The sequence below is a fragment of the [Haemophilus] ducreyi genome (assembly GCF_900109315.1).
Classification (GTDB): Bacteria; Pseudomonadota; Gammaproteobacteria; order Enterobacterales; family Pasteurellaceae; genus Haemophilus_B; species Haemophilus_B ducreyi.
On sequence record NZ_FOJC01000002.1, the window covers coordinates 190,536 to 212,728 of the forward strand.

Sequence of the window (22,193 nt, forward strand, 5' to 3'; positions counted from 1 at the left end):
ATTTCTTGCCCGATGAAAATGCAGAATATTCGTAATTTTTCAATTATTGCACATATTGACCATGGCAAATCAACGTTATCAGATCGTTTGATTCAAACCTGTGGTGGACTATCTGATCGTGAAATGGAAGCACAAGTTTTAGATTCAATGGATCTTGAACGTGAACGCGGAATCACGATTAAAGCACAATCAGTAACACTCCACTATAAAGCAAAAGATGGTGAAACTTATCAATTAAACTTTATTGATACACCAGGGCACGTTGATTTTTCATATGAAGTTTCACGTTCTTTAGCCGCCTGTGAAGGGGCGCTATTAGTGGTTGATGCGGGACAAGGTGTAGAAGCACAAACACTTGCAAATTGCTATACTGCGATTGAAATGGATTTAGAAGTTGTTCCTGTTTTAAATAAAATTGACCTACCGGCAGCTGAGCCAGAACGAGTAGCAGAAGAAATTGAAGATATTGTTGGGATTGATGCGATTGATGCCGTACATTGCTCGGCTAAAACCGGTTTCGGTATTGAGAACGTTTTAGAAGATATTGTTAAAAAAATTCCAGCACCAGAAGGTGATCCAGAGGCACCTTTACAAGCATTGATTATTGATTCTTGGTTTGATAATTATTTAGGTGTTGTCTCTTTAGTCCGCATTAAAAATGGATCAATTAAAAAAGGCGACAAAATCAAAGTAATGACTACAGGCCAATCGTATAATGTTGACCGTTTAGGTATTTTCACACCAAAACAAGTAGATACGACAGAATTAAAAACAGGTGAAGTGGGTTGGGTTGTTTGTGCGATTAAAGATATTTTAGGTGCACCGGTAGGTGATACTTTAACACATCAACACCATTCTGCTACAGAGGTTTTACCCGGATTTAAAAAAGTGAAACCACAAGTTTATGCAGGTTTATTCCCGATTAGTTCAGATGATTATGAAGCTTTCCGTGATGCTTTAGGCAAATTAAGCCTTAATGACGCCTCTTTATTTTATGAACCAGAAAATTCAACCGCGTTAGGCTTTGGTTTCCGTTGTGGTTTCTTAGGTTTATTACATATGGAGATCATTCAAGAGCGTTTAGAACGTGAATATGATCTTGATTTAATTACCACTGCACCTACAGTAGTTTATGAAGTATTACAAACAAATGGCGAAACGATTTACGTAGATAGCCCGTCAAAATTACCGCCGATTAGTAATATTGATGAAATTCGTGAGCCAATTGCTGAATGTAATATGCTTGTGCCACAAGAATATTTAGGTAATATAATTACCTTATGCGTAGAAAAACGTGGTATACAAACCAATATGGTTTATCATGGTAATCAAACTGCCTTGACTTACGAAATCCCAATGGGAGAAGTCGTTTTAGATTTCTTTGACCGTCTGAAATCTACTTCACGCGGTTATGCTTCATTAGATTATAGTTTTAAGCGCTTCCAAACGGCAGATATGGTGCGTGTAGATATTATGATTAATAGTGAACGAGTAGATGCTTTGGCATTGATTGTTCATAAAGATAATGCAGCATATCGTGGTCGTGAGTTAGTAGAAAAAATGAAAGAACTTATCCCACGTCAACAATTTGACATTGCAATTCAAGCTGCGATTGGTAATCATATTATTGCCCGATCAACAGTAAAACAATTACGTAAAAACGTATTGGCGAAATGTTATGGCGGTGACGTGAGCCGTAAGAAAAAACTACTACAGAAACAAAAAGAGGGTAAAAAACGAATGAAATCCTTAGGTAATGTAGAAGTTCCACAAGAAGCGTTTTTAGCTATTTTACATGTAGGTAAAGATTAAAATCCTAAACAAAGTTGAGAAGCGAGTAAATTATACATACTTAATTCTCAACTTTAATTCTTTAAGACTAATAAGAGGTTGATGATGGCACAAATTATGCCAATTATTTTTATTGCTATTTTGTATGGTGTTTGGAAAATGTTAGATTTGATGCAATTACCTAATACTATTTCTATTTTACTCGTTGCATTAGTTTTTATTTGTGGCAGTTTTTGGTCATTCTATAAATTTAGTGCCGGACCTCGCCGTAAACTGGCGATTAACCGGAAGGAAAAACAGTTAAATCGACCACTTACTGAAGAGGAAAAAGCAGAGATACAACCTCCGTCACTTATAGGTGATTTTTTGGCGTCATTGTTTGGCGTATTGCTATTTGTAACGGTTTTACGTTCATTTATTTTTGAGCCATTTCAGATTCCTAGCGGTTCAATGGAGCCGACGTTACGGGTTGGGGATTTTTTAGTCGTGAATAAATTTAGTTATGGCATAAAAGATCCTATTTGGCAAAACACTTTAATAGAAATAGGCCATCCTCAACGAGGTGATGTGATTGTTTTTAAAGCACCAAAACAGCCACATATTGATTATATTAAACGTGTGATTGGGGTGGGCGGAGACAAAATCAAATACGATTCAAAAACACAACAATTAACTGTAACGCACGCGGAGGGTCAGCAAAATGTATTTACATACAGTGATGCTAAAGCAAATGCAGAATTCTTTTATCACGACGAAATGCAAATGGAGCGGACTGAAAAAGGCGATATTACGCATCAAATTTTGAATAATCCTTATCCATTTAATTATGAGCCATATTTATTTAGTCAAGATGGGCAAATGGTAGGAGAATGGAGCGTACCAGCTGGGCATTACTTTGTCATGGGCGATAACCGTGATAATAGTGAAGATAGCCGTTTTTGGGGCTTTGTGCCTGAACAAAATATTGTGGGTAAAGCAACATTTATTTGGTTGAGTTTAGATAAAAAAGCAAATGAATTACCCACAGGGCTACGTTTTAGCCGAATGTTTAGTGCAATAAAATAAACTAAAAGACTATGTATATAGAACGATTACAAAAAAAAATAGGTTATCAGTTTGCTAATTTAGATTATTTATTACAAGCATTAACCCATCGTAGTGCGGCAGCTAAGAATAATGAGCGTTTAGAGTTTTTAGGTGATTCAATTTTAAATTATGTCATTGGGCAAGCGTTATTCGAAAGATTTCCTCAAGCAAATGAGGGAGAACTAAGCCGTATGAGAGCGACTTTAGTAAGAGAACAAACGCTAGCAATTTTAGCGCGTCAATTTGATTTAGGTGAATATATGAAATTGGGCGCAGGCGAGTTAAAAAGCGGTGGTTATCGTCGTGAATCGATCCTTTCTGACTGTGTAGAAGCAATTATCGCGGCGATCTATTTAGATGCAGGTATGGATAAGGCGAGCGAGCGAATTTACGCGTGGTATCAAACCTTGTTAGATGAAATGAAGCCCGGTGATGCACAAAAAGATCCGAAAACACGCTTACAAGAATTTTTACAAGGACGTCGTTTAAAATTGCCTGGATATGAAGTGCTTGATATTAAAGGTGAAGCACATAACCAAATATTTAAAGTCAGTTGTAAGATTGAGACTTTTACTGATATTTTTATTGGCATTGGCACCAGTCGCCGTAAAGCAGAGCAAAATGCAGCAGAGCAAATTTTGCTTAAATTAAACAAATAACAATGCATAAAAATAAGCATGCTAAAGCGTAAGCGGTCGATTTATTGACGCTTTATTTGTAGTGATAAAACAAGGAATGAGAATGATAGAACAAGCACCAAAAACCTATTGTGGTTTTATTGCGATTGTGGGGCGTCCAAATGTAGGTAAATCAACATTATTGAATAAGATTTTAGGGCAAAAAATTTCAATTACTTCACGCAAAGCACAGACAACACGCCATCGTATTGTGGGCATTCATACAGAAGAACAATATCAAGCAATTTATGTGGATACGCCAGGGATACATATCGAAGAAAAACGTGCAATTAACCGTTTAATGAATCGGGCTGCGAGTTCAGCAATAGGTGATGTTGATTTAATTATTTTTGTCGTAGAAGGGACTAAATGGACAGATGACGATGAAATGGTATTAAATAAATTACGGACTGCTAAAGCTCCGGTAGTCCTTGCAATCAATAAAGTAGATAACATTAAAGAAAAAGATGAGCTGCTGCTACATATTACTGCGTTATCTCAGAAATTTGATTTTGCTGAAATTTTACCTATTTCGGCACAACGAGGTAAAAATGTCCATATTTTGCAAAAAATTGTGCGTAAATCCTTGCGTGAAGGAGTACATCATCTCCCTGAAGAATATGTTACGGACCGGTCACAGCGTTTTATGGCATCAGAGATTATCCGCGAGAAATTAATGCGGTTTACTGGTGAAGAATTGCCTTATTCTGTTACTGTTGAAATAGAACAATTCAAATTGAATGAGCGTGGTACTTATGAAATTAATGGCTTGATTTTAGTTGAACGTGAAGGCCAGAAAAAAATGGTTATTGGCGCTAAAGGACAGAAAATTAAGACAATTGGTATAGAAGCACGTGCTGATATGGAACGCCTATTTGATAATAAAGTTCATTTAGAACTTTGGGTTAAAGTAAAAGCAGGATGGGCTGATGATGAGCGTGCGCTAAGAAGCCTAGGCTATATGGATGAATAGCTAACAATATGTAATATGATTGAACAATGGCAACGAGGCTTTGTTCTCCATCGACGAGAATACCGTGAAACAAGTCTATTAGTTGATTTTTTCACAGAGCAACACGGGCGCATTACTTTATTAGCTAAAAGTGCCAAACGAGTACGCTCACCATTAAAAGCCGTACTTCAACCGTTTACGCCACTACTATTACGTTGGAGCGGTAAAGGCGATTTAAAAGTATTAACGAAAGCAGAGCCTGCAGCACTGACGTTGCCTATGCATCACACCGCATTATATAGCGGCTTATATGTAAATGAAATTTTGATAAGAGTATTAGAAAATCAGACCGCTTATACAGCGCTATTTCAGCACTATCTTCAATGTATAACACAGCTAGCCACACAGCCAGAAAAGTTACAAGTCACACTACGTACTTTTGAGTTTCACCTGCTAAAAGCATTGGGCTATGGCGTTAATTTTTCGATTTGTGCAGCCACGGGGCAACCAATTGATGCGGGTATGTATTATCAATTTTCTGAAAATAAAGGTTTCTTTGCTTCATTATTACGTAATCATTATACTTTTTGTGGCAAAGATTTATTAGCCTTTGAGAAAGCCGATTTTTCTGATACTGATACCTTACAAGCGGCTAAACGTTTTACGCGTATTGCGCTTAGACCTTATTTAGGCTCACAACCATTAAAAAGTCGCGAGTTATTTCAAGCGATCCTCCCTCATAAATTAAAAAGTAGTTAATGATTGAAGAATGTCGATTTTTTGATTATAGCTAAATTTAGCAGTCAGTTATTATTGATAAGCCATATTGCGGCTGAGTATATATAAAATTGTCACAATAGATAGCATTTATGCTATGCTGATCGTAATAATGTTGACTAAACAGGAAATTTTATATGTCAAAACATCTTACCCAACAACGTTTTATTGATTTTGCTATTCAAGAAAACGTACTTGCAGCACTTGATAGTAAGGGATTTGAGTTCTGTACGCCCATTCAAGCAAAAACATTGCCTATTACCTTGGCCGGGCGAGATATTGCTGGGCAAGCTCAGACGGGGACAGGTAAAACAATGGCATTTTTAGTGGCTACTTTTCATCATTTACTGACCCAAGATATTGAAATGAATCCTAACCAGCCTAGTGCTATTATTTTAGCGCCTACACGCGAATTAGCGGTGCAAATTGCATCGGATGCAGAATTGCTAGTTAAACATTCTGATTTAAAGCTAGCGCTTGCCTATGGTGGTGATGGTTATGAGAAACAGTTACAGGCTATTCAAAAAGGTGTTGATATTTTAGTTGGGACTACCGGACGCGTTATTGATTATGTAAAACAAGGCATCATTAATTTAGATAAAGTAAAGGTTATCGTTTTAGATGAAGCAGATCGTATGTTTGATCTAGGCTTTATTAAAGACATTCGTTACCTAATGCGTAAATCGCCACCCGTTAGTCAACGTTTAACTATGTTATTTTCTGCAACACTTTCCCCACGAGTGCGTGAATTAGCTTATGAAGATATGCATAATCCTGAATATATTGAAATTGAGCCGCTACAACGCACCGGCCATCAAATTAAAGAGGAATTATTTTACCCTTCAAATGAAGATAAAATGGCATTGTTATTGACTTTATTAGAAGAAGAATGGCCAGAACGTTGCATTATTTTTTCGAATACTAAACACAAATGTGAAGAAATTTGGCGATATTTACATGCTGATGGGCATCGTGTTGGATTATTAACCGGTGATATTGCACAGAAAAAACGTTTAGCCTTGTTAGATAGTTTTACTAAAGGTTCTTTAGATATTCTAGTTGCGACAGATGTTGCCGCACGTGGTTTACATATCTCAGAAGTCACTCACGTGTTTAACTATGATTTGCCAGATGATCGCGAAGATTATATACATCGTATCGGACGTACCGGTCGAGCGGGAGAAAGTGGTTCTTCTATTAGTTTTGCGTGCGAACGTTATGCGGTTAATTTACCTGCCATTGAAGAATATATTGGGCATCAAATTCCAGTGAGCCAATATGATAGCAGTGCATTACTTGAATTGCCTAAATTAGCACGCCAACGTTCAAAAACATATCACACTAAACGGAAGTAATACGATGAGAGATTATCCAATTGCTCAAACTAACACAGGTCAAATTATTTCATTAACAGCGAAAATGGCGAACCGCCACGGATTAATTGCCGGTGCAACAGGAACGGGTAAAACGGTGACGTTACGTAAATTAGCTGAGCTATTCAGTGATGATGGTGTCCCCGTTTTTCTTGTTGATGTTAAAGGCGATTTGTCAGGGTTAGCACAAGCGGGGCATTTAACAGGAAAAGTGGCGGAACGCATTGCACAATTTGATTTAGGCGGTGAGGATTACTTAAATCCTTATCCTGTTACATATTGGGACCTTTTTGGACAAAGTGGTATCCCTTTGCGCACAACTATTTCAGAAATGGGGCCAATGTTGCTTGCTCGTTTACTAAATTTAAACGCCACACAAGAAGGATTATTGAATTTAGTTTTTAGAGTGGCCGATGATCGTGGTTTATTATCGATTGATTTGAAAGATTTACGTGCGCTCTTAACGTTTGTGGCTGAAAATGCTAAAGCATTTCAAATAGAATATGGCAATATTTCAGCCGCTAGTATAGGCGCTATTCAGCGTTCATTACTCGCCTTAGAAAATGAAGGTGTGAGCAATTTATTTGGCAAACCAGCATTGAATTTAGCCGATTGGATACAAACGCGCGATGGTCAAGGCGTAATTAATGTATTGAACTCCGAAAAATTGATTAATTCACCACGTTTATATAGTGCTTTTTTATTGTGGTTTATGGCAGAGTTATTTGAAAACTTACCCGAAGTAGGTGATTTAGCAAAGCCAAACTTTGTATTGTTTTTCGATGAAGCACATTTATTATTTGATGGCGCGCCCAAAGTGTTGGTGGACAAAATAGAACAAGTTGTGCGCTTAATTCGCTCAAAAGGTGTTGGCGTTTATTTTGTAACACAAAATCCGTTAGATTTACCAGACACTGTGCTAGGTCAATTAGGTAATCGAATTCAACATGCCTTACGCGCATTTACGCCACGAGATCAAAAAGCTGTTAAGGCTGCGGCAGAAACATTTCGTGCGAATAAGCATATTAATGTAATTGAAGCGATTTCTCAGTTAGCGGTTGGGGAAGCACTTATTTCGGTATTAGATGAAAAAGGAATGCCAACTCCGGTTGAACGGGCGTATATTTATCCGCCAAGAAGTCAGTTAGCCCCTCTTTCTATGAATGAACGAGATGAGTTAGTTAAGCAAGATGATTTATATCACTATTATAACCAATATGTGGATAACTATTCTGCTTATGAGGCTTTAAATGCTCAAGCTAAAATAGAACAAGCAGATGCAGACAGTCAAAATAATTTTTTTGCAGGAATATTAAGCGCTATTTTTGGTAATAAAAAGAAAAAAGATCAAACCGTTGCTGAACAGATAGTCAGTAAAGTGACTCAGGATGTGACAAGAAAACTGACCAATCAAGTATCTAAACGTATTGTGCGTGGGCTTTTGGGCGCGATTATTAAATAACGACCATGTTATTCCCAAATATAGCGCACTACTTTTAGCTAAAATAGGCAAATTTTTACTTATTTAGCCCGCTTATATTTAAAAAAGCTAGTAATATTATTAATTTTTTGAGATAATAGACAAGTTTTTATACTGATTGCTTTTTAGTATTCGGAGAGTAAAAACACATTTTATTTTTAACACTAAAACACACACATATCATAAGCCGAAAATCGGGTGCTTATGTAATTTAAGTTGATTTATCGGGATATGTGGAGGCTAAACCCCATTCTGTTGTCTAAAATAGACAGAATAACAATATCAAGGAAAAATTCTTATGGCACAAGTTTCTATGCGCGATATGCTTAATGCTGGCGTTCACTATGGTCACCAAACTCGTTATTGGAATCCAAAAATGAAACCATTTATTTTTGGTGCACGTAATGGTGTCCACGTAATCAATTTAGAAAAAACATTACCATTATTTAATGAAGCATTAGCAGAATTAACGCGTATTTCAAGCAACAATGGTAAGGTTTTATTTGTTGGTACAAAACGTGCAGCGTCTGAAGCAGTTAAAGCAGCAGCAGTAGATTGCCAACAATTCTATGTAAATCACCGCTGGTTAGGTGGTATGTTGACTAACTGGAAAACAGTACGTCAATCAATTAAACGTTTAAAAGATTTAGAAGCTCAGACTCAAGATGGTACTTTCGATAAAATCACTAAGAAAGAAGCTTTAATGCGTACACGTGAACTTGATAAATTAGAGTTAAGTCTTGGCGGTATCAAAGATATGGCAGGTTTACCTGATGCAATTTTTGTTATTGGCGCAGATCATGAACATATCGCAATTAAAGAAGCAAATAACTTAGGTATTCCAGTGTTTGCTATTGTTGATACTAACTCAACGCCAGATGGTGTTAACTACATCATTCCAGGTAACGATGATGCAACACGTGCAATTCAACTTTACTTAGATGCAGCTTCTGCAGCCGTGAAAGAAGGTCGTGGCTCAAACGTTGAAGCTGAATTACAAATTCCAGCTGAGTAATAGTTAAGGCATTGCCCTTAAATCATTTTTAGAGCAAGGGCGATTATTAAATCGCCCTACTTTTCTTTATTTATCTATTCAATCTTTGAGGAATACAAAATGGCTGAAATTACAGCATCTCTCGTAAAAGAACTTCGTGAACGTACCGGTGCAGGTATGATGGAATGTAAAAAAGCGTTAGTTGAAGCGAACGGTGATATTGAATTAGCAATCGACAATATGCGTAAATCAGGTCAAGCAAAAGCGGCTAAAAAAGCAGGTCGTGTTGCAGCTGAGGGTGTTATCCTTGCTCGTGTTGCATCAGGTTTTGGTGTATTAGTTGAAATGAACTGTGAAACAGACTTCGTTGCAAAAGATGCGGGCTTCTTAGATCTAGCAAATGAAGTTGCTGATTTCGCAGTAGCAAACAAAGGCACAACCATTGAAGCATTAGCGGCACAATTTGAAGAAAAACGTGCATCACTAGTTGCTAAAATTGGTGAAAACATGAACATTCGTCGCGTTCAATATTTAGAAGGCGAAATTATCGCTCAATATTTACACGGTGCTAAAATCGGTGTATTAGTAGCGGGTCAAGGTTCAGATGAAGAACTGAAAAAAGTGGCAATGCATGTAGCCGCTTCTAAACCTGAATTTGTTAATCCAGAAGCTGTTTCAGCTGCAGTGGTTGAACACGAACGTCAAATTCAAATTGAGATCGCGATGAACTCTGGTAAACCAAAAGAAATCGCAGAGAAAATGGTTGAAGGCCGTATGAAGAAATTTACGGGTGAAGTTTCATTAACCGGTCAACCATTTGTAATGGATCCGTCTCAATCAGTCGGTGACTACTTAAAATCAGTTGCTACTTCAGTGACTAATTTCATTCGCTTAGAAGTGGGTGAAGGCATTGAGAAAGTTGAAGAAGATTTTGCAGCTGAAGTAGCTAAAATTACTGCGGGTAACGCTTAATTTTTCTCCTTTAGCAAAAAATAAAGCAGGCAATTGGCCTGCTTTTTTATTATTAGTAATCTGTGCTATTCCTGAACGTGCCCATTTAGTTTGTGTTGATGGATAGGAATAATCACTGCCGGATCGGGCTTTGCAGGGATTTTTTCGATAATTTGTTTTAAACCGTAGTCATTATCGTCCGCTTGATTGCTAAAAAGATCGACGGCAGGATTAAGCTTCTTATTGATAATACCGAGCCATTTACCTATTCCATCTGTAAAATTTAAACCCGATTTAAATACTTTATAAACGTGACGTTCTTGGTCGTCACTCGAAATTTTAAATAATGGTACATCAAAGTGAAATTTACTTTGTGCGGTGTTTAAAATATGAATGCCATTTTTATTTTCACTATGAATTAAACCGTGATCAGAGAAATAAATCATTGAAAAACGGCGTCCTGTTTTAGTTTCATTTTGTTTGAGTTGCTTATAGACTTTCTCGATAAGTTGATCGGTCTTCTTAATTGAGGACAGATAGCAGTTGATATCATGGTATTTTGCGGGGATTTTAGTGTCGTCATAGATTTTAGGATAATCAGTTAAACGATCACACGTAATTGGGTGTGAACTATATAAATGTAAGACAATAAAGCGTTTTGCTGTGCTTTTTTGCTCAATAATTTGTATAAACTTAGGTAATAGCTCAAAATCACTGATATTTTGACTAAATGAATCGCCTGATTTTAAAAAGATTTTTTTATTACTCTTATTGGCTAAAGAAGAAATAGGCGTATCAAATTGACCTAAATAACCTTGGTTAGATAGCCAAAAAGTGTTAATTCCAGCAGAATTAACTAATTCTATTACATTCATTCGATAGTTACCCTCCCAGTTTTGCGTATCAGGTTTGGTTAATAACAACTTTAATGATGCGATCGTATTTGTGCCACCAGAAGTGAAACCGTCAATTAATGTGCCTTTTGCATTACTCATAAACGGCGTATTATCAACGGGATAACCATAAGCGTGGTGATAATCTTTTCTTGCACTTTCACCAATAATCAATACATAATCATCATATTTTGCATCAGATGAAAGAGTTGATTCTCCCCATTCAGAAGGAATAACACTGCTACTATTTAATATAGCTAATTCTTGTTTAACTTTCATTCCTTCATTAAAAAATTCGTGAAACAGTTTAAATGGAGCTAATGAAAATGATGAAATAACAAAGGCGATCACAATAAAAGTGCGGTTGTTCAGCAAATTAATGTGATATTTTTGGTTGATTTTTCGGAAAAAAACGACCGCAAGTATAATGCTGAGGCCTGCTAGATAATTGAAAAGTGATAATTGTGAAAGGAATTCACGCGCTTCTAATAAATCAGTCGCAAATAAAGAAGCGATATATTGATAAGAAGGAGGGCCAAAAGATAAACCAATTGGCGTATAAATTGCATAGCTAAATGTAATAGGCAACAATAGCAAGTAAAAAGATAATCTAGAACTACCTAACACAATAATTAATATTGAGGTTAGCAGTAGTTGAATCAAATTGGGTTCCGGAAAAAAACCAGAACCTTTTAGCATTACATAGCTAGCAAAGAGCGTTAAGAGTATAGCAATTAAGCTAAAACAGGCTTGTTTTGAGGTGAGTTTTAATTTCATTATAGATTCTAGTAGTAAATATATAGGGGCCCTATTCCTTGTTTAATAAGGATATTCTATAATAACTCAATTTTATTTTTAGTCTACACAACATTAAAAAGAGGCAAGTTAAAATGAGTAAACCTATCTATAACCGTATTTTATTAAAACTAAGTGGTGAGGCATTGCAAGGCGATGAAGGTGTTGGCATCGATCCGTCAATTTTAGATCGCATGGCATTAGAAATTAAAGAATTAGTTGAAATGGGCGTAGAAGTTGGTGTGGTATTAGGCGGTGGTAATTTATTCCGGGGTGCTAAATTAGCCAAAGCAGGAATGAATCGCGTCGTGGGCGATCATATGGGAATGCTTGCTACCGTGATGAATGGTTTGGCGATGCGTGATGCATTACATCGTGCCGAAGTAAATGCTAAATTAATGTCAGCATTTCAGTTAAATGGTATTTGTGATACGTATAACTGGTCAGAAGCAATTAAAATGTTACGTGAAAAGCGCGTGGTTATTTTTTCAGCGGGTACGGGGAGCCCATTTTTTACCACTGATTCAGCTGGATGTTTACGCGGTATTGAGATTGAAGCCGATGTTGTTTTAAAAGCGACTAAAGTAGAGGGGGTTTACGATAAAGATCCTAGCAAATTTAATGATGCAAAATTATATAATACGTTAACTTATGCAGAAGTGATCGATCAAGAATTGAAGGTGATGGATTTAGCCGCATTTACGCTTGCACGTGATCATAATATGCCTATCCGTGTATTTAATATGGGTAAGCCGGGCGCATTACGTGAAGTGGTAATGGGGACAACAGAAGGCACAACTATTTCTTAATTAATAAAAAATAGGCGTATTTTGGCTAAAAAGAATAGCAATATGCCCGCTTTACTATGTTATTTATTTTTTGATATTTTAGGCGAATTATAGCTTTACTAGATATAAAACAGCCTAAATGGTCAAGCTAGAAATATCACTTTAAGACTATGAAAAAATGCGTTATTTAGGTAGAATTGACAAATCTATTAATGCAATTGAAAGGAATAATAAATGATCAATGAAATTAAAAAAGACACGCAACAACGTATGGAAAAAAGTTTAGAAGCATTAAAAAGCCATATTTCTAAAATCCGTACAGGTCGTGCTCAACCAAGTCTTTTAGATGGTATTCAAGTAGAGTATTATGGTTCAGCAACGCAGTTACGCCAAGTGGCAAATGTCGTTGCTGAAGATGCGCGTACTTTAGCGGTGAATGTATTTGACCGTTCATTAATCAGTGCGGTAGAAAAAGCAATTTTAACTTCTGATTTAGGGTTAAATCCATCTTCAGCAGGCGCAACCATTCGTGTTCCGCTGCCGGCATTAACGGAAGAACGTCGTCGTGATTTAATAAAAATCGTAAAAAATGAAGGTGAGCAAGGAAAAATTGCTATTCGTAATGTTCGTCGTGATGCTAATGATCAAATTAAAGCTTTATTAAAAGATAAAGAAATCAGTGAAGATGAAGAACGTAAAGCACAAGACGAAATCCAAAAAATCACTGATGGTTATGTGAAAAAAGTTGATGAAGTGTTAATGGCTAAAGAAAAAGAATTATTAGATTTCTAAACTAACTTAATGAAAAGTGGGGAAACCCACTTTTAATATAATTAGCCAATATTTTTAAAAATTAGACCGCTTGTGGTTTAATTTGCCAGCAATTGAATAATTGCGTAATACCCTTTCTTAATTGTGCTTCCGTTAAATGCCCAAAACCTAAGCTAAATAATTTTTTATTTTGATATTCAATAGGATACACTTTTATGCGATGTGTTTCTGCCAATTGAACTAGCTTAGCTAAACTTCTTGTTTCATTATATAGCTCAATCAATAAGTAAAAGCCAGAATGTTCGCCATAATAGCGAATACAATATGAATAGGGCGTTAATAATTGATAGAGTAATTCCATTTTTCGCCGATACACTTTTCTCATCCGATTAATATGTTTTTCAAATTCGCCTGTTTGAATAAATTTTGCCAAGCGTTGTTGTTCTAATCGCGAAACGGTCACATTGAGAAAACCACAATATTGCTGATAAGCATTTAATAACGTTTTAGGTAACACCAAAAATGTAATGCGTAATGAGGGCATTAATAGTTTAGAAAATGAACCTAAATAAATCACTTTACCGTGATTATCTAAGCTCTGTAATGAAGGAATTGGTTTGCCTTGATAGCGAAATTCACTATCATAATCGTCCTCAATAATATAACGTCCAGTCTTTGCGATGGCCCATTCTAATAATGATTGCCTTTGATTAATGGTTAAAATGTGTCCAAAAGGGTAGAGGTGAGAAGGCGTTAAATAAGCTATATCAATCTTATTTTGTGTTAAAAATCCAATATCTAGCGGGTAGTTTTCTGTACTAAAAGGCATTTTAACAATAGGTTTATGATACAAATTGAGTAATTTTTCTACCGTAGTATAACCATAAGATTCCATTGCCCAGTTCATTTCAGGTTGTAATTGTTGAAAAAGTAAAATTAGTCTTTGCAAGCAACTTTCTACACCTGCACCAATAATAATTTGTTCTGCTTCACAATGAACACCACGTGAAGCAAGTAGATATTGTGAAATTTGTTGGCGTAAATTTAAATCGCCTTGCGGCTCGCCACTGTTTAACCAGGTGTTATGATCAAGGTTGGCACATTTTTTCCATTGTTTGAGTGGAAAGTGATCGATATCAATTTTGTTTGGATTAAAGTCTAGTAGATAGTTTGTAGAAGCGGTTATTTTTGTTATTTTTTTGCTGTAACAGGTTGTTGGATAAGTATGTTCTGATTGAAAGCAAACCAAGAAGCCACTGCGAGCTTTAGACTCAATATAGCCTTCCGCTAATAATTGTGCATAAGCACGTTCAACAGTATTTTGACTAATTTGTAAATGCTCAGATAAACGGCGCTTTGAAGGTAATTTATCATTTAACTGCAATTCTTGCTGATAAATTGACCGCTTGATCTGTTGGTAAAGCTGTAAATAAAGCGGTTGTTTTTTATCTTTATTGAGTAGATAACTTAGCTTTTTAATCATCTGACCTGATTAAAAATATAAAAATTGATACTTTTAATCATATCTGTTTTTTGTCAAAATAACGAATATTTTCATTATAGTAATCAAGGAATAATCAATATGTCAGTAATTTTAGGATCAGACTTAGTAAAACGTGGTATGGCACAGATGCAAAAAGGCGGTGTTATTATGGACGTTGTTAACGCAGAGCAAGCACGCATTGCAGAGGCTGCGGGGGCAGTGGCAGTAATGGCATTGGAGCGAGTTCCTTCTGATATTCGCGCAGCGGGTGGCGTGGCACGTATGGCAAACCCGCGTATTGTGAAAGAAGTCATGGAGGCTGTTTCAATTCCGGTAATGGCAAAAGCAAGAATTGGCCATATCACTGAAGCACGTGTACTCGAAGCAATGGGCGTAGATTATATTGATGAAAGTGAAGTATTAACGCCTGCGGATGAGGAATTTCATTTATTGAAAAGCGAATATACGGTGCCTTTTGTTTGTGGCTGCCGTGATTTAGGCGAAGCCTTACGCCGTATTGGAGAAGGTGCATCAATGTTACGTACCAAAGGAGAACCAGGTACTGGAAATATTGTTGAAGCAGTTCGCCATATGCGTAAAGTAAACTCACAAGTGCGTAAAGTGGTCAATATGAGTATAGATGAGTTAATGACGGAAACTAAGATCTTAGGTGCGCCATTTGAGTTATTATTACAAATCAAACAGCTAGGTAAATTACCGGTAGTAAATTTTGCAGCGGGTGGTGTGGCAACGCCAGCAGATGCAGCATTGATGATGGAATTAGGGGCTGATGGTGTGTTCGTTGGTTCCGGTATTTTTAAAGCAGAAAACCCAGAAAAATTTGCGCGTGCAATTGTTCAAGCCACCACCCATTATCAAGACTATGATTTAATTGCTCGTCTCTCAGAAGAGCTTGGCGAACCAATGCGAGGTTTAGAAATCAGCAAATTGAGCGTGCAAGACCGTATGCAAGAGCGTGGTTGGTAATGGCTGACTATTCTAGATACACGGTTGGTGTATTAGCGTTACAAGGTGCAGTCACAGAACATATCGCGCAAATTGAGTCGTTAGGCGCTAAAGCAATAGCAGTAAAGCAAGTCGAACAATTAAATCAACTTGATGCATTAGTTTTACCTGGGGGTGAAAGTACGGCAATGCGCCGTTTAATGGAAGCAAATGGCTTATTTGAGCGCTTGAAAACCTTTAATAAACCTATATTAGGCACTTGTGCAGGATTAATTTTACTTGCTGATGAAATTATTGGCGGTGAGCAAGCTCATTTAGCTAGAATGGCAATTAAAGTTCAGCGTAATGCATTTGGTCGTCAAATAGATAGTTTTCAAACGCCATTGACTGTTAGCGGATTAGATAAGCCTTTTCCGGCGGTATTTATTCGTGCACCTTATATTACTGAAGTGGGTGAGAATGTTGAAGTGTTAGCAGAATGGCAAGGTAATGTTGTATTAGCTAAACAAGGTCATTTTTTTGCTTGTGCATTTCATCCAGAATTAACTAATGATAATCGCATTATGGCATTATTATTAGCTCAGCTATAAACGAATTAAGCGGTCTTTTTTATTGTTTATATAAATTAGACTGCTTGTTTTTGCTGTTTTTTTTCTATTCTACGGCGTTGGAAAAATTCACTAATCTGTTTACTGCACGCTTCTTTTAGGACTCCACCTTGTACAGTGAGCAAATGGTTCATTTTATAATCTTCAAATAAATGAAAGCGTGAGCCAATGGCCCCGGTTTTATAATCTGATGCACCAAATACTAATCGGCTCAGCCGGCTATGCAGAATAGCACCTGCGCACATAGTACAAGGCTCTAACGTGACATATAATGTACAATCTAACAGCCGATAATTTTGCAGTCTATGGCTTGCTTGCCGAATGGCGAGTATTTCTGCATGTGCCGATGGATCAGAAAGCGCAATGACTTGATTCCATCCCTCACCAATGATATTTCCCTTTGAATCAACCAATACCGCTCCAACAGGAATTTCACCTATGGTTTCGGCGCGTTTAGCTAATGTCAATGCATATTGCATTAATTGAATATCTTGTGCTGAAGCAACTAAACAACAATCACGTTCTTGCGTTTTGATAAACATAGTATAGTAAGTTAAGTATTTAAGCATTGAAAATGCCCCAACATACGGGGCATTTTTGATCAGAAATTAATTATTAGTCGTTAATCACGGCTACTTTTGTTATTAAAGCGTTTTTCTTTAAAGCCAGTATTTTTACGCTCTTTATTAAAGCTATCTTCGCGGTAATTTGGACGACTATTACGACCGCTATTGCGTTGATCACGACGACTTCCATGGCGTTCTTCAAATGGTTGACTATTAGCACCACCGGCAGGGCCTAATAATGACATTTGCATTTGTTTGTTTAATACGCGCGTCTTATGTGCAAAGTGTTGTACGATATGGTTTGGTATACCTTTAGGTAATTCAATAGTTGAATAGCGATCATGTAATTTAATATGACCAATATAACGGCTATTAATATCACCTTCATTTGCGATTGCACCAACAATATGGCGAACTTCCACACCATCTTCACGGCCTAATTCGATACGGTATAAGTCCATAGCTACACCATTATTTTCACGATGTTCGCGACCATTACGGCGATCGTTACGTTCGTTACGATCACGGCGACCACGTTCACTGCGTAAATTATGCACTTCTGGATCAGGCGGTAATATTAATTTCTGTTTTTCTTGAAGCATCATCATCATAGCCGCTGCAAGTTTTTCGTGATCTTGATCGGCCGTGAATAAGTTTTCAAGCAATTCACGATATTTTTCTAAATCATGATGTTCTAACTGTTTAGAAATCTTAGCTTTAAATTTCTCACGGCGTTTTTCCATTAATACTTGATGATTTGGAATAGCCACCGGATCAATTGGTTTTTTCATTAATTGTTCGATGTTGCGTAATAAGCGACGTTCTCTTGGTTCGACAAATAATAATGCACGCCCTGAACGGCCAGCACGACCAGTACGACCGATTCGATGTACATAACTTTCAGAGTCTAATGGAATATCGTAGTTAACCACTAAGCTAATTCGTTCCACATCTAAGCCACGTGCTGCAACATCTGTTGCCACAAGAATATCTAAACGACCTGATTTTAATTTATCTAAAGTTTGCTCACGAGATTGTTGAGTCATATCACCGTTGAGTGCTGCGGTGCGATAGCCATTACGCTCACATAATTCGGTGATATCAATCGTGCCTGTTTTAGTCCGTGTGAAAATAATAGCCGCATCAAATTCTTCAACTTCTAAAAAGCGCAGTAAGGCTTCATTTTTGCGGAAACCATTTACTAACCAGTAGCTTTGTGTAATATCTGGCGCAGAACGTTGTGTTGCTTGAATTTTAACTTCTTTAGGATCAGACATAAATCGGCGTGTAATACGGCGGATAGGCTCTGGCATAGTGGCTGAAAACAAGGCTGTTTGGTGTTTTTCTGGTAATTCTGCCATTACTGTTTCAACATCATCAATAAAGCCCATATGTAACATTTCATCGGCTTCATCTAATACGATTGATTTGAGGGTAGATAAATTTAACGTACCACGGCGAATATGATCAAGAATACGACCGGGTGTACCCACAACCACTTGAGAACCTTGTTTTAATGCACGTAACTGAATATCGTAACGTTGACCACCATAAACGGTAACTACACGAATGCCTTTCATATTTTTGGTAAATTGCTCACAAGCATCCGCAACTTGAATCGCTAATTCACGAGTCGGTGCCATTACCAACATTTGTGGATGGCGTTGATTTGGATCGATTTGTGCGAGTAAAGGCAATGAAAATGCCGCTGTTTTACCGCTACCAGTTTGCGCCATACCGAGTACATCGCTACCAGCTAATAAATGGGGAATACATTCTTGTTGAATAGGAGATGGAGTTACAAAACCCATATCATTGACAGCATCTAGAATTAATTGAGGAAGACCTAAGTCAGAGAAAGTTAAAGTATTAGTTGTCATAAAAAACCATAAATAATGAGTAATAAGCAAATGAAAACATTAAACCTAGCTTAAATATACTGATTTATATTCAAGATTATCTTATTACTAATTGATAAAAATTGTTGAGTTTTTAGGAAAGAAAAAATGAAATAACGAAGCGAATTCAATGCTTTTACAATTTGTCTAAATGAGTACAAGCGGTAAAAAAACAGTAATTTTGCCATTTTTAACCGCTTGTTTGCGTCCTAATTTCTCCCAACAACAGGATAAGTTTGATTTTCCATAGCTCTTAGCTGTGATAATTCAAACAGGGCAAAACGATACTCAACAAAGTTAAACACTTGATTTGCAAGAGAGAGACGGAAAGCACTAATTGCCTCATCCGTTTTATTTAATTTGAGTTGTTGTTTTGCTAAATAGAAATATGTTTCAGTTAAAATTTCTGCATATGAAGCTGTATTTGGTTGAGCTTCTTTATCCATTATATCACGAAGTTGCGCGAGAGTTAACCCCCCTAAAAAATAATGAATAATATTTGTGCCCCAATAGTGAGCAGATAATGCTTTTGATCGTGCAATTAGGTTTGCTTTTGCTTCATTAGGTTTAAATTCTAGCTCATTGAAGTATAACCATAAGACACGATAGGGATCTGCTTTATCTTCTTGGTAAAAGCGTAATAAATCACGTTCAGCTTCAGAATAACGCCCGCTATAATAAAATGCTAAGCCACGGTTTAAAAACGTGTAATTGTAATGAGGGTCAAGTTCTAAAACAGCATTAAATGCATCTAGAGCACTATCATAATCATCTTCAAGTAACAGATATAGACCAATGTAATTATAAGCGGCCGCCATTTTTTGATTTAAGCTAATCGATTGCATAAAATCATGCCGGGCTAAAGACCATAATCCTAAACTATCGTAAATAACACCACGTTCAAAGTAGAGGTCTGCTCGCTCATTAGGGGTTAACTTAGCTTCTTGTAACACTTGAGTTAATCGAACAATCATCACTTCTTGCTCAAAGCGTAATTGAGGATTTAATTCAGCAAATGCCAAATGCTTAGTTGAAATCATCTCTGAAGTATTGCGATTAAGACAACCGCTAAGCATTAATAATGCTAATGTAGCTAATGTTAAGAAACGAAGCTGGACCACTTTAAAGATCAATCGACACATTAATAAGCGCCTTTAAGTTTAATGCTCTACTTCCTTTGAGAAAGTAGAGCATTTTATGCTTAGTTCTCAGTAGATTCTTCTTGAACGACAGCTTCTGGAGTAATGCTTGTCGAAAGGTTATTATCCAGATCTTTCATCGTTAGGCGGATACGGTTTTGGCGGTCAATTTCGACTACTTTTACATTAACTTCTTGACCTACCGATAGATAATCAGAAACGCGTTCAACACGAGCATCTGTAATTTGTGAAATATGCACTAAACCTTCTTTGCCACCTAAAATCGTCACGAATGCACCAAAATCGACAACACGGGAAACTTTACCGGTATAAATTGCATTCACTTCTACTTCAGCTACGATCTCTTCAATACGAGACATAACCATTTTAGCCGCATTATTATCTGTTGCTGCAATTTTTACTGTACCGTCATCATCAATATCAATGGATGTACCGGTTTCTTCAGTTAAAGAACGAATAACGGCACCGCCTTTACCAATCACATCTTTGATTTTTTTAGGATCAATCTTCATAGTATGAATACGAGGTGCAAAATCAGAAAGATTTGCGCGCGGAGCAGGGAGTGCTTGTTCCATTACGTTCAGAATATGCATACGTGCGCCTTTCGCTTGGTTTAATGCAATATGCATAATCTCTGGCGTAAGGCCTTCAATTTTGATATCCATTTGTAGCGCAGTTATACCTTCACACGTACCGGCTACTTTAAAGTCCATATCGCCTAAGTGATCTTCATCGCCCAAAATATCAGAAAGCACAACAAATTTTTCGTCTTCTTTAACTAATCCCATAGCAATACCCGCTACAGTAGCTTTAATTGGCACACCTGCATCCATTAACGCTAAAGACGCACCACATACGGAAGCCATTGAGGAAGAACCATTTGATTCAGTAATTTCTGATACAACACGTACGACATAAGGAAATTCTTCTGCGCTTGGCATAACGGCTAATACCCCACGTTTTGCTAAACGACCGTGACCAATTTCGCGACGTTTTGGTGAGCCGATCATACCTGTCTCGCCGACAGAATATGGAGGGAAATTATAATGGAATAAGAAGCGGTCGGATTTTTCGCCAGTTAATTCATCAATAATTTGTGCATCACGTTCAGTCCCTAAAGTAGCGACTGCTAATGCCTGAGTTTCACCACGCGTGAAAATTGCCGAACCATGGGTGCGAGGTAATACGCCGGTGCAAATATCTAATGCACGAACCGTGTCTACTGTACGACCATCAATACGAGGCTCACCCGCTAAGATACGTCCACGCACGACTGAACTTTCTAATGCGGTGATAATATCAATAATAGCACCTCCGCTAATTGTTTCATCTTGAGCGGTTAATTGTGCGATAACGTCAGCTTTAATCGCATCAATTTGCTCATAACGTGCTTGTTTTTCTGTAATGCGGTAGGCATCACCAATACGCGTTTCTGCCAATGCTTTTACTTGATTAATTAATGCAGTATTTGCTTCTGCTGGTTGCCAATCCCAACGTGGTTTTCCCGCTTCTTTTACAAATTCTTTGATATTTTCAATCACTACTTGTTGTTGCTGATGACCAAATACCACCGCCGCTAACATTTGTTCTTCTGAAAGGATATCTGCTTCAGATTCGACCATTAAGACCGCTTTATCTGTACCTGCAACCACTAAATCTAAACGGCTTTGTTTTTGCTCAGTAATCGTTGGATTAAGGACAAATTGATCATTAATAAAGCCGACACGCGCTGCACCAATTGGTCCATTAAATGGTACACCAGACAGTGATAATGCTGCAGAAGCGCCGATCATTGCGACTAAATCCGGGCTAATTTGTGGATTAACAGAAACAACAGTAGCAACAATTTGAATTTCATTAAAGAAGCCGTCTGGGAAAAGCGGACGAATTGGGCGGTCGATTAGCCGTGCAATTAACGTTTCATTTTCGGACGGGCGTCCTTCACGTTTGAAAAAACCACCGGGAATACGGCCGGCTGCATAAGTACGCTCTTGATAGTTTACTGTTAATGGGAAGAAGTCTTGACCTTCTTTTACTTCTTTTTTCGCTACCACACTTACAAAGACTGTCGTATCGTCCATACTTGCCATAACCGCAGCAGTGGCTTGACGCGCGATAGCGCCTGTTTCTAGAGTTACGGTATGTTGGCCGTATTTAAATTGTTTAACAATGGGTGTCATTTTT

The 22,193-nt window shown here is 37.3% G+C and carries 19 protein-coding genes; 13 read left to right on the top strand and 6 right to left on the bottom strand.

Annotation, left to right across the window (positions count from 1 at the left end; genetic code table 11):
* The first annotated feature begins 18 nt into the window (after positions 1-18).
* The 9 genes from lepA to tsf all read left to right on the top strand — a co-directional run bounded on the left by lepA (position 19) and on the right by tsf (position 10,102).
* Positions 19-1,812 carry a translation elongation factor 4 gene (gene lepA, locus BMX01_RS02110; RefSeq protein ID WP_064083049.1) on the top strand — a complete coding sequence of 598 codons (1,794 nt, stop codon included), beginning with the start codon at positions 19-21 and terminating at the stop codon, positions 1,810-1,812.
* An 84-nt stretch (positions 1,813-1,896) separates the two neighbouring features.
* Positions 1,897-2,856, top strand: coding sequence for a signal peptidase I (gene lepB, locus BMX01_RS02115; protein ID WP_074647665.1), 960 nt, complete (start codon positions 1,897-1,899; stop codon positions 2,854-2,856).
* An 11-nt stretch (positions 2,857-2,867) separates the two neighbouring features.
* Positions 2,868-3,536, top strand: a complete 669-nt coding sequence (gene rnc / locus BMX01_RS02120; protein WP_064082857.1) for a ribonuclease III — start codon at positions 2,868-2,870, stop codon at positions 3,534-3,536.
* 82 nt (positions 3,537-3,618) lie between these two features.
* Entirely contained in the window at positions 3,619-4,527 is a 909-nt protein-coding gene (gene era / locus BMX01_RS02125) for a GTPase Era (protein ID WP_126497622.1), read from the top strand.
* Between the two features lie 15 nt (positions 4,528-4,542).
* Positions 4,543-5,265, top strand: coding sequence for a DNA repair protein RecO (gene recO / locus BMX01_RS02130; RefSeq protein WP_064082859.1), 723 nt, complete (start codon positions 4,543-4,545; stop codon positions 5,263-5,265).
* 155 nt (positions 5,266-5,420) lie between these two features.
* Positions 5,421-6,638 (top strand): ATP-dependent RNA helicase RhlB, encoded by a 1,218-nt coding sequence (rhlB, locus tag BMX01_RS02135; protein WP_064082860.1) that lies wholly within the window; start codon positions 5,421-5,423, stop codon positions 6,636-6,638.
* Positions 6,639-6,642: 4 nt separating this feature from the next.
* Positions 6,643-8,118: a helicase HerA-like domain-containing protein gene (locus tag BMX01_RS02140; protein WP_064082861.1), complete on the top strand. Its 1,476-nt coding sequence runs from the start codon at positions 6,643-6,645 to the stop codon at positions 8,116-8,118.
* A 316-nt stretch (positions 8,119-8,434) separates the two neighbouring features.
* A complete protein-coding gene (gene rpsB, locus BMX01_RS02145; RefSeq protein WP_064082862.1) occupies positions 8,435-9,151 on the top strand; it encodes a 30S ribosomal protein S2 in 717 nt (238 codons plus the stop codon).
* Between the two features lie 99 nt (positions 9,152-9,250).
* Positions 9,251-10,102, top strand: coding sequence for a translation elongation factor Ts (gene tsf, locus BMX01_RS02150; protein WP_064082863.1), 852 nt, complete (start codon positions 9,251-9,253; stop codon positions 10,100-10,102).
* A 65-nt stretch (positions 10,103-10,167) separates the two neighbouring features.
* Here tsf and BMX01_RS02155 read toward each other — a convergent pair whose 3' ends face one another.
* A complete protein-coding gene (locus BMX01_RS02155) occupies positions 10,168-11,751 on the bottom strand; it encodes a phosphoethanolamine transferase (protein WP_064082864.1) in 1,584 nt (527 codons plus the stop codon).
* Between the two features lie 113 nt (positions 11,752-11,864).
* Here BMX01_RS02155 and pyrH point away from each other — a divergent pair, with 113 nt between their 5' ends.
* Both pyrH and frr read left to right on the top strand, forming a co-directional pair.
* The gene (pyrH, locus tag BMX01_RS02160; protein WP_074647668.1) at positions 11,865-12,578 is read left to right on the top strand and encodes a UMP kinase; all 714 of its coding nucleotides are present in this window, start codon (positions 11,865-11,867) and stop codon (positions 12,576-12,578) included.
* A 213-nt stretch (positions 12,579-12,791) separates the two neighbouring features.
* On the top strand, positions 12,792-13,349 hold the full coding sequence (gene frr / locus BMX01_RS02165) for a ribosome recycling factor (RefSeq protein WP_064082866.1): 558 nt from the start codon (positions 12,792-12,794) through the stop codon (positions 13,347-13,349).
* A 61-nt stretch (positions 13,350-13,410) separates the two neighbouring features.
* Here the strand turns inward: frr and pdxR are convergent, their stop codons facing one another.
* Complete coding sequence (pdxR, locus tag BMX01_RS02170; protein ID WP_078179329.1) at positions 13,411-14,808, bottom strand: MocR-like pyridoxine biosynthesis transcription factor PdxR; 1,398 nt, start codon at positions 14,806-14,808, stop codon at positions 13,411-13,413.
* 102 nt (positions 14,809-14,910) lie between these two features.
* On the opposite strand from pdxR, the gene pdxS reads away from it, so the two are divergent.
* Positions 14,911-15,798 carry a pyridoxal 5'-phosphate synthase lyase subunit PdxS gene (pdxS, locus tag BMX01_RS02175; protein ID WP_074647671.1) on the top strand — a complete coding sequence of 296 codons (888 nt, stop codon included), beginning with the start codon at positions 14,911-14,913 and terminating at the stop codon, positions 15,796-15,798.
* Complete coding sequence (gene pdxT / locus BMX01_RS02180) at positions 15,798-16,367, top strand: pyridoxal 5'-phosphate synthase glutaminase subunit PdxT (protein WP_064082869.1); 570 nt, start codon at positions 15,798-15,800, stop codon at positions 16,365-16,367. The genes pdxS and pdxT overlap by 1 nt, the downstream gene beginning before the upstream one ends.
* A 35-nt stretch (positions 16,368-16,402) precedes the next feature.
* Here pdxT and tadA read toward each other — a convergent pair whose 3' ends face one another.
* The 4 genes from tadA to pnp form a co-directional block, all read right to left on the bottom strand.
* Positions 16,403-16,927 (bottom strand): tRNA adenosine(34) deaminase TadA, encoded by a 525-nt coding sequence (gene tadA / locus BMX01_RS02185; RefSeq protein WP_064083050.1) that lies wholly within the window; start codon positions 16,925-16,927, stop codon positions 16,403-16,405.
* A gap of 80 nt (positions 16,928-17,007) precedes the next feature.
* A complete protein-coding gene (locus BMX01_RS02190) occupies positions 17,008-18,831 on the bottom strand; it encodes a DEAD/DEAH box helicase (RefSeq protein WP_064082870.1) in 1,824 nt (607 codons plus the stop codon).
* A gap of 227 nt (positions 18,832-19,058) precedes the next feature.
* Complete coding sequence (gene nlpI / locus BMX01_RS02195) at positions 19,059-19,991, bottom strand: lipoprotein NlpI (protein ID WP_064082871.1); 933 nt, start codon at positions 19,989-19,991, stop codon at positions 19,059-19,061.
* 59 nt (positions 19,992-20,050) lie between these two features.
* Positions 20,051-22,189 (bottom strand): polyribonucleotide nucleotidyltransferase, encoded by a 2,139-nt coding sequence (pnp, locus tag BMX01_RS02200; RefSeq protein WP_064082872.1) that lies wholly within the window; start codon positions 22,187-22,189, stop codon positions 20,051-20,053.
* Between the last annotated feature and the right edge of the window lie 4 nt (positions 22,190-22,193).

What these genes read in the sequence shown, in the direction of transcription:
- lepA (WP_064083049.1), top strand. Translation starts at nt 19, where the DNA reads ATGCAGAATATTCGTAATTTTTCAATTATTGCACATATTGACCATGGC.
- lepB (WP_074647665.1), top strand. Translation starts at nt 1,897, where the DNA reads ATGGCACAAATTATGCCAATTATTTTTATTGCTATTTTGTATGGTGTT.
- rnc (WP_064082857.1), top strand. Translation starts at nt 2,868, where the DNA reads ATGTATATAGAACGATTACAAAAAAAAATAGGTTATCAGTTTGCTAAT.
- era (WP_126497622.1), top strand. Translation starts at nt 3,619, where the DNA reads ATGATAGAACAAGCACCAAAAACCTATTGTGGTTTTATTGCGATTGTG.
- recO (WP_064082859.1), top strand. Translation starts at nt 4,543, where the DNA reads ATGATTGAACAATGGCAACGAGGCTTTGTTCTCCATCGACGAGAATAC.
- rhlB (WP_064082860.1), top strand. Translation starts at nt 5,421, where the DNA reads ATGTCAAAACATCTTACCCAACAACGTTTTATTGATTTTGCTATTCAA.
- BMX01_RS02140 (WP_064082861.1), top strand. Translation starts at nt 6,643, where the DNA reads ATGAGAGATTATCCAATTGCTCAAACTAACACAGGTCAAATTATTTCA.
- rpsB (WP_064082862.1), top strand. Translation starts at nt 8,435, where the DNA reads ATGGCACAAGTTTCTATGCGCGATATGCTTAATGCTGGCGTTCACTAT.
- tsf (WP_064082863.1), top strand. Translation starts at nt 9,251, where the DNA reads ATGGCTGAAATTACAGCATCTCTCGTAAAAGAACTTCGTGAACGTACC.
- BMX01_RS02155 (WP_064082864.1), bottom strand. Translation starts at nt 11,751, where the DNA reads ATGAAATTAAAACTCACCTCAAAACAAGCCTGTTTTAGCTTAATTGCT.
- pyrH (WP_074647668.1), top strand. Translation starts at nt 11,865, where the DNA reads ATGAGTAAACCTATCTATAACCGTATTTTATTAAAACTAAGTGGTGAG.
- frr (WP_064082866.1), top strand. Translation starts at nt 12,792, where the DNA reads ATGATCAATGAAATTAAAAAAGACACGCAACAACGTATGGAAAAAAGT.
- pdxS (WP_074647671.1), top strand. Translation starts at nt 14,911, where the DNA reads ATGTCAGTAATTTTAGGATCAGACTTAGTAAAACGTGGTATGGCACAG.
- pdxT (WP_064082869.1), top strand. Translation starts at nt 15,798, where the DNA reads ATGGCTGACTATTCTAGATACACGGTTGGTGTATTAGCGTTACAAGGT.
- tadA (WP_064083050.1), bottom strand. Translation starts at nt 16,927, where the DNA reads ATGTTTATCAAAACGCAAGAACGTGATTGTTGTTTAGTTGCTTCAGCA.
- BMX01_RS02190 (WP_064082870.1), bottom strand. Translation starts at nt 18,831, where the DNA reads ATGACAACTAATACTTTAACTTTCTCTGACTTAGGTCTTCCTCAATTA.
- nlpI (WP_064082871.1), bottom strand. Translation starts at nt 19,991, where the DNA reads ATGTGTCGATTGATCTTTAAAGTGGTCCAGCTTCGTTTCTTAACATTA.
- pnp (WP_064082872.1), bottom strand. Translation starts at nt 22,189, where the DNA reads ATGACACCCATTGTTAAACAATTTAAATACGGCCAACATACCGTAACT.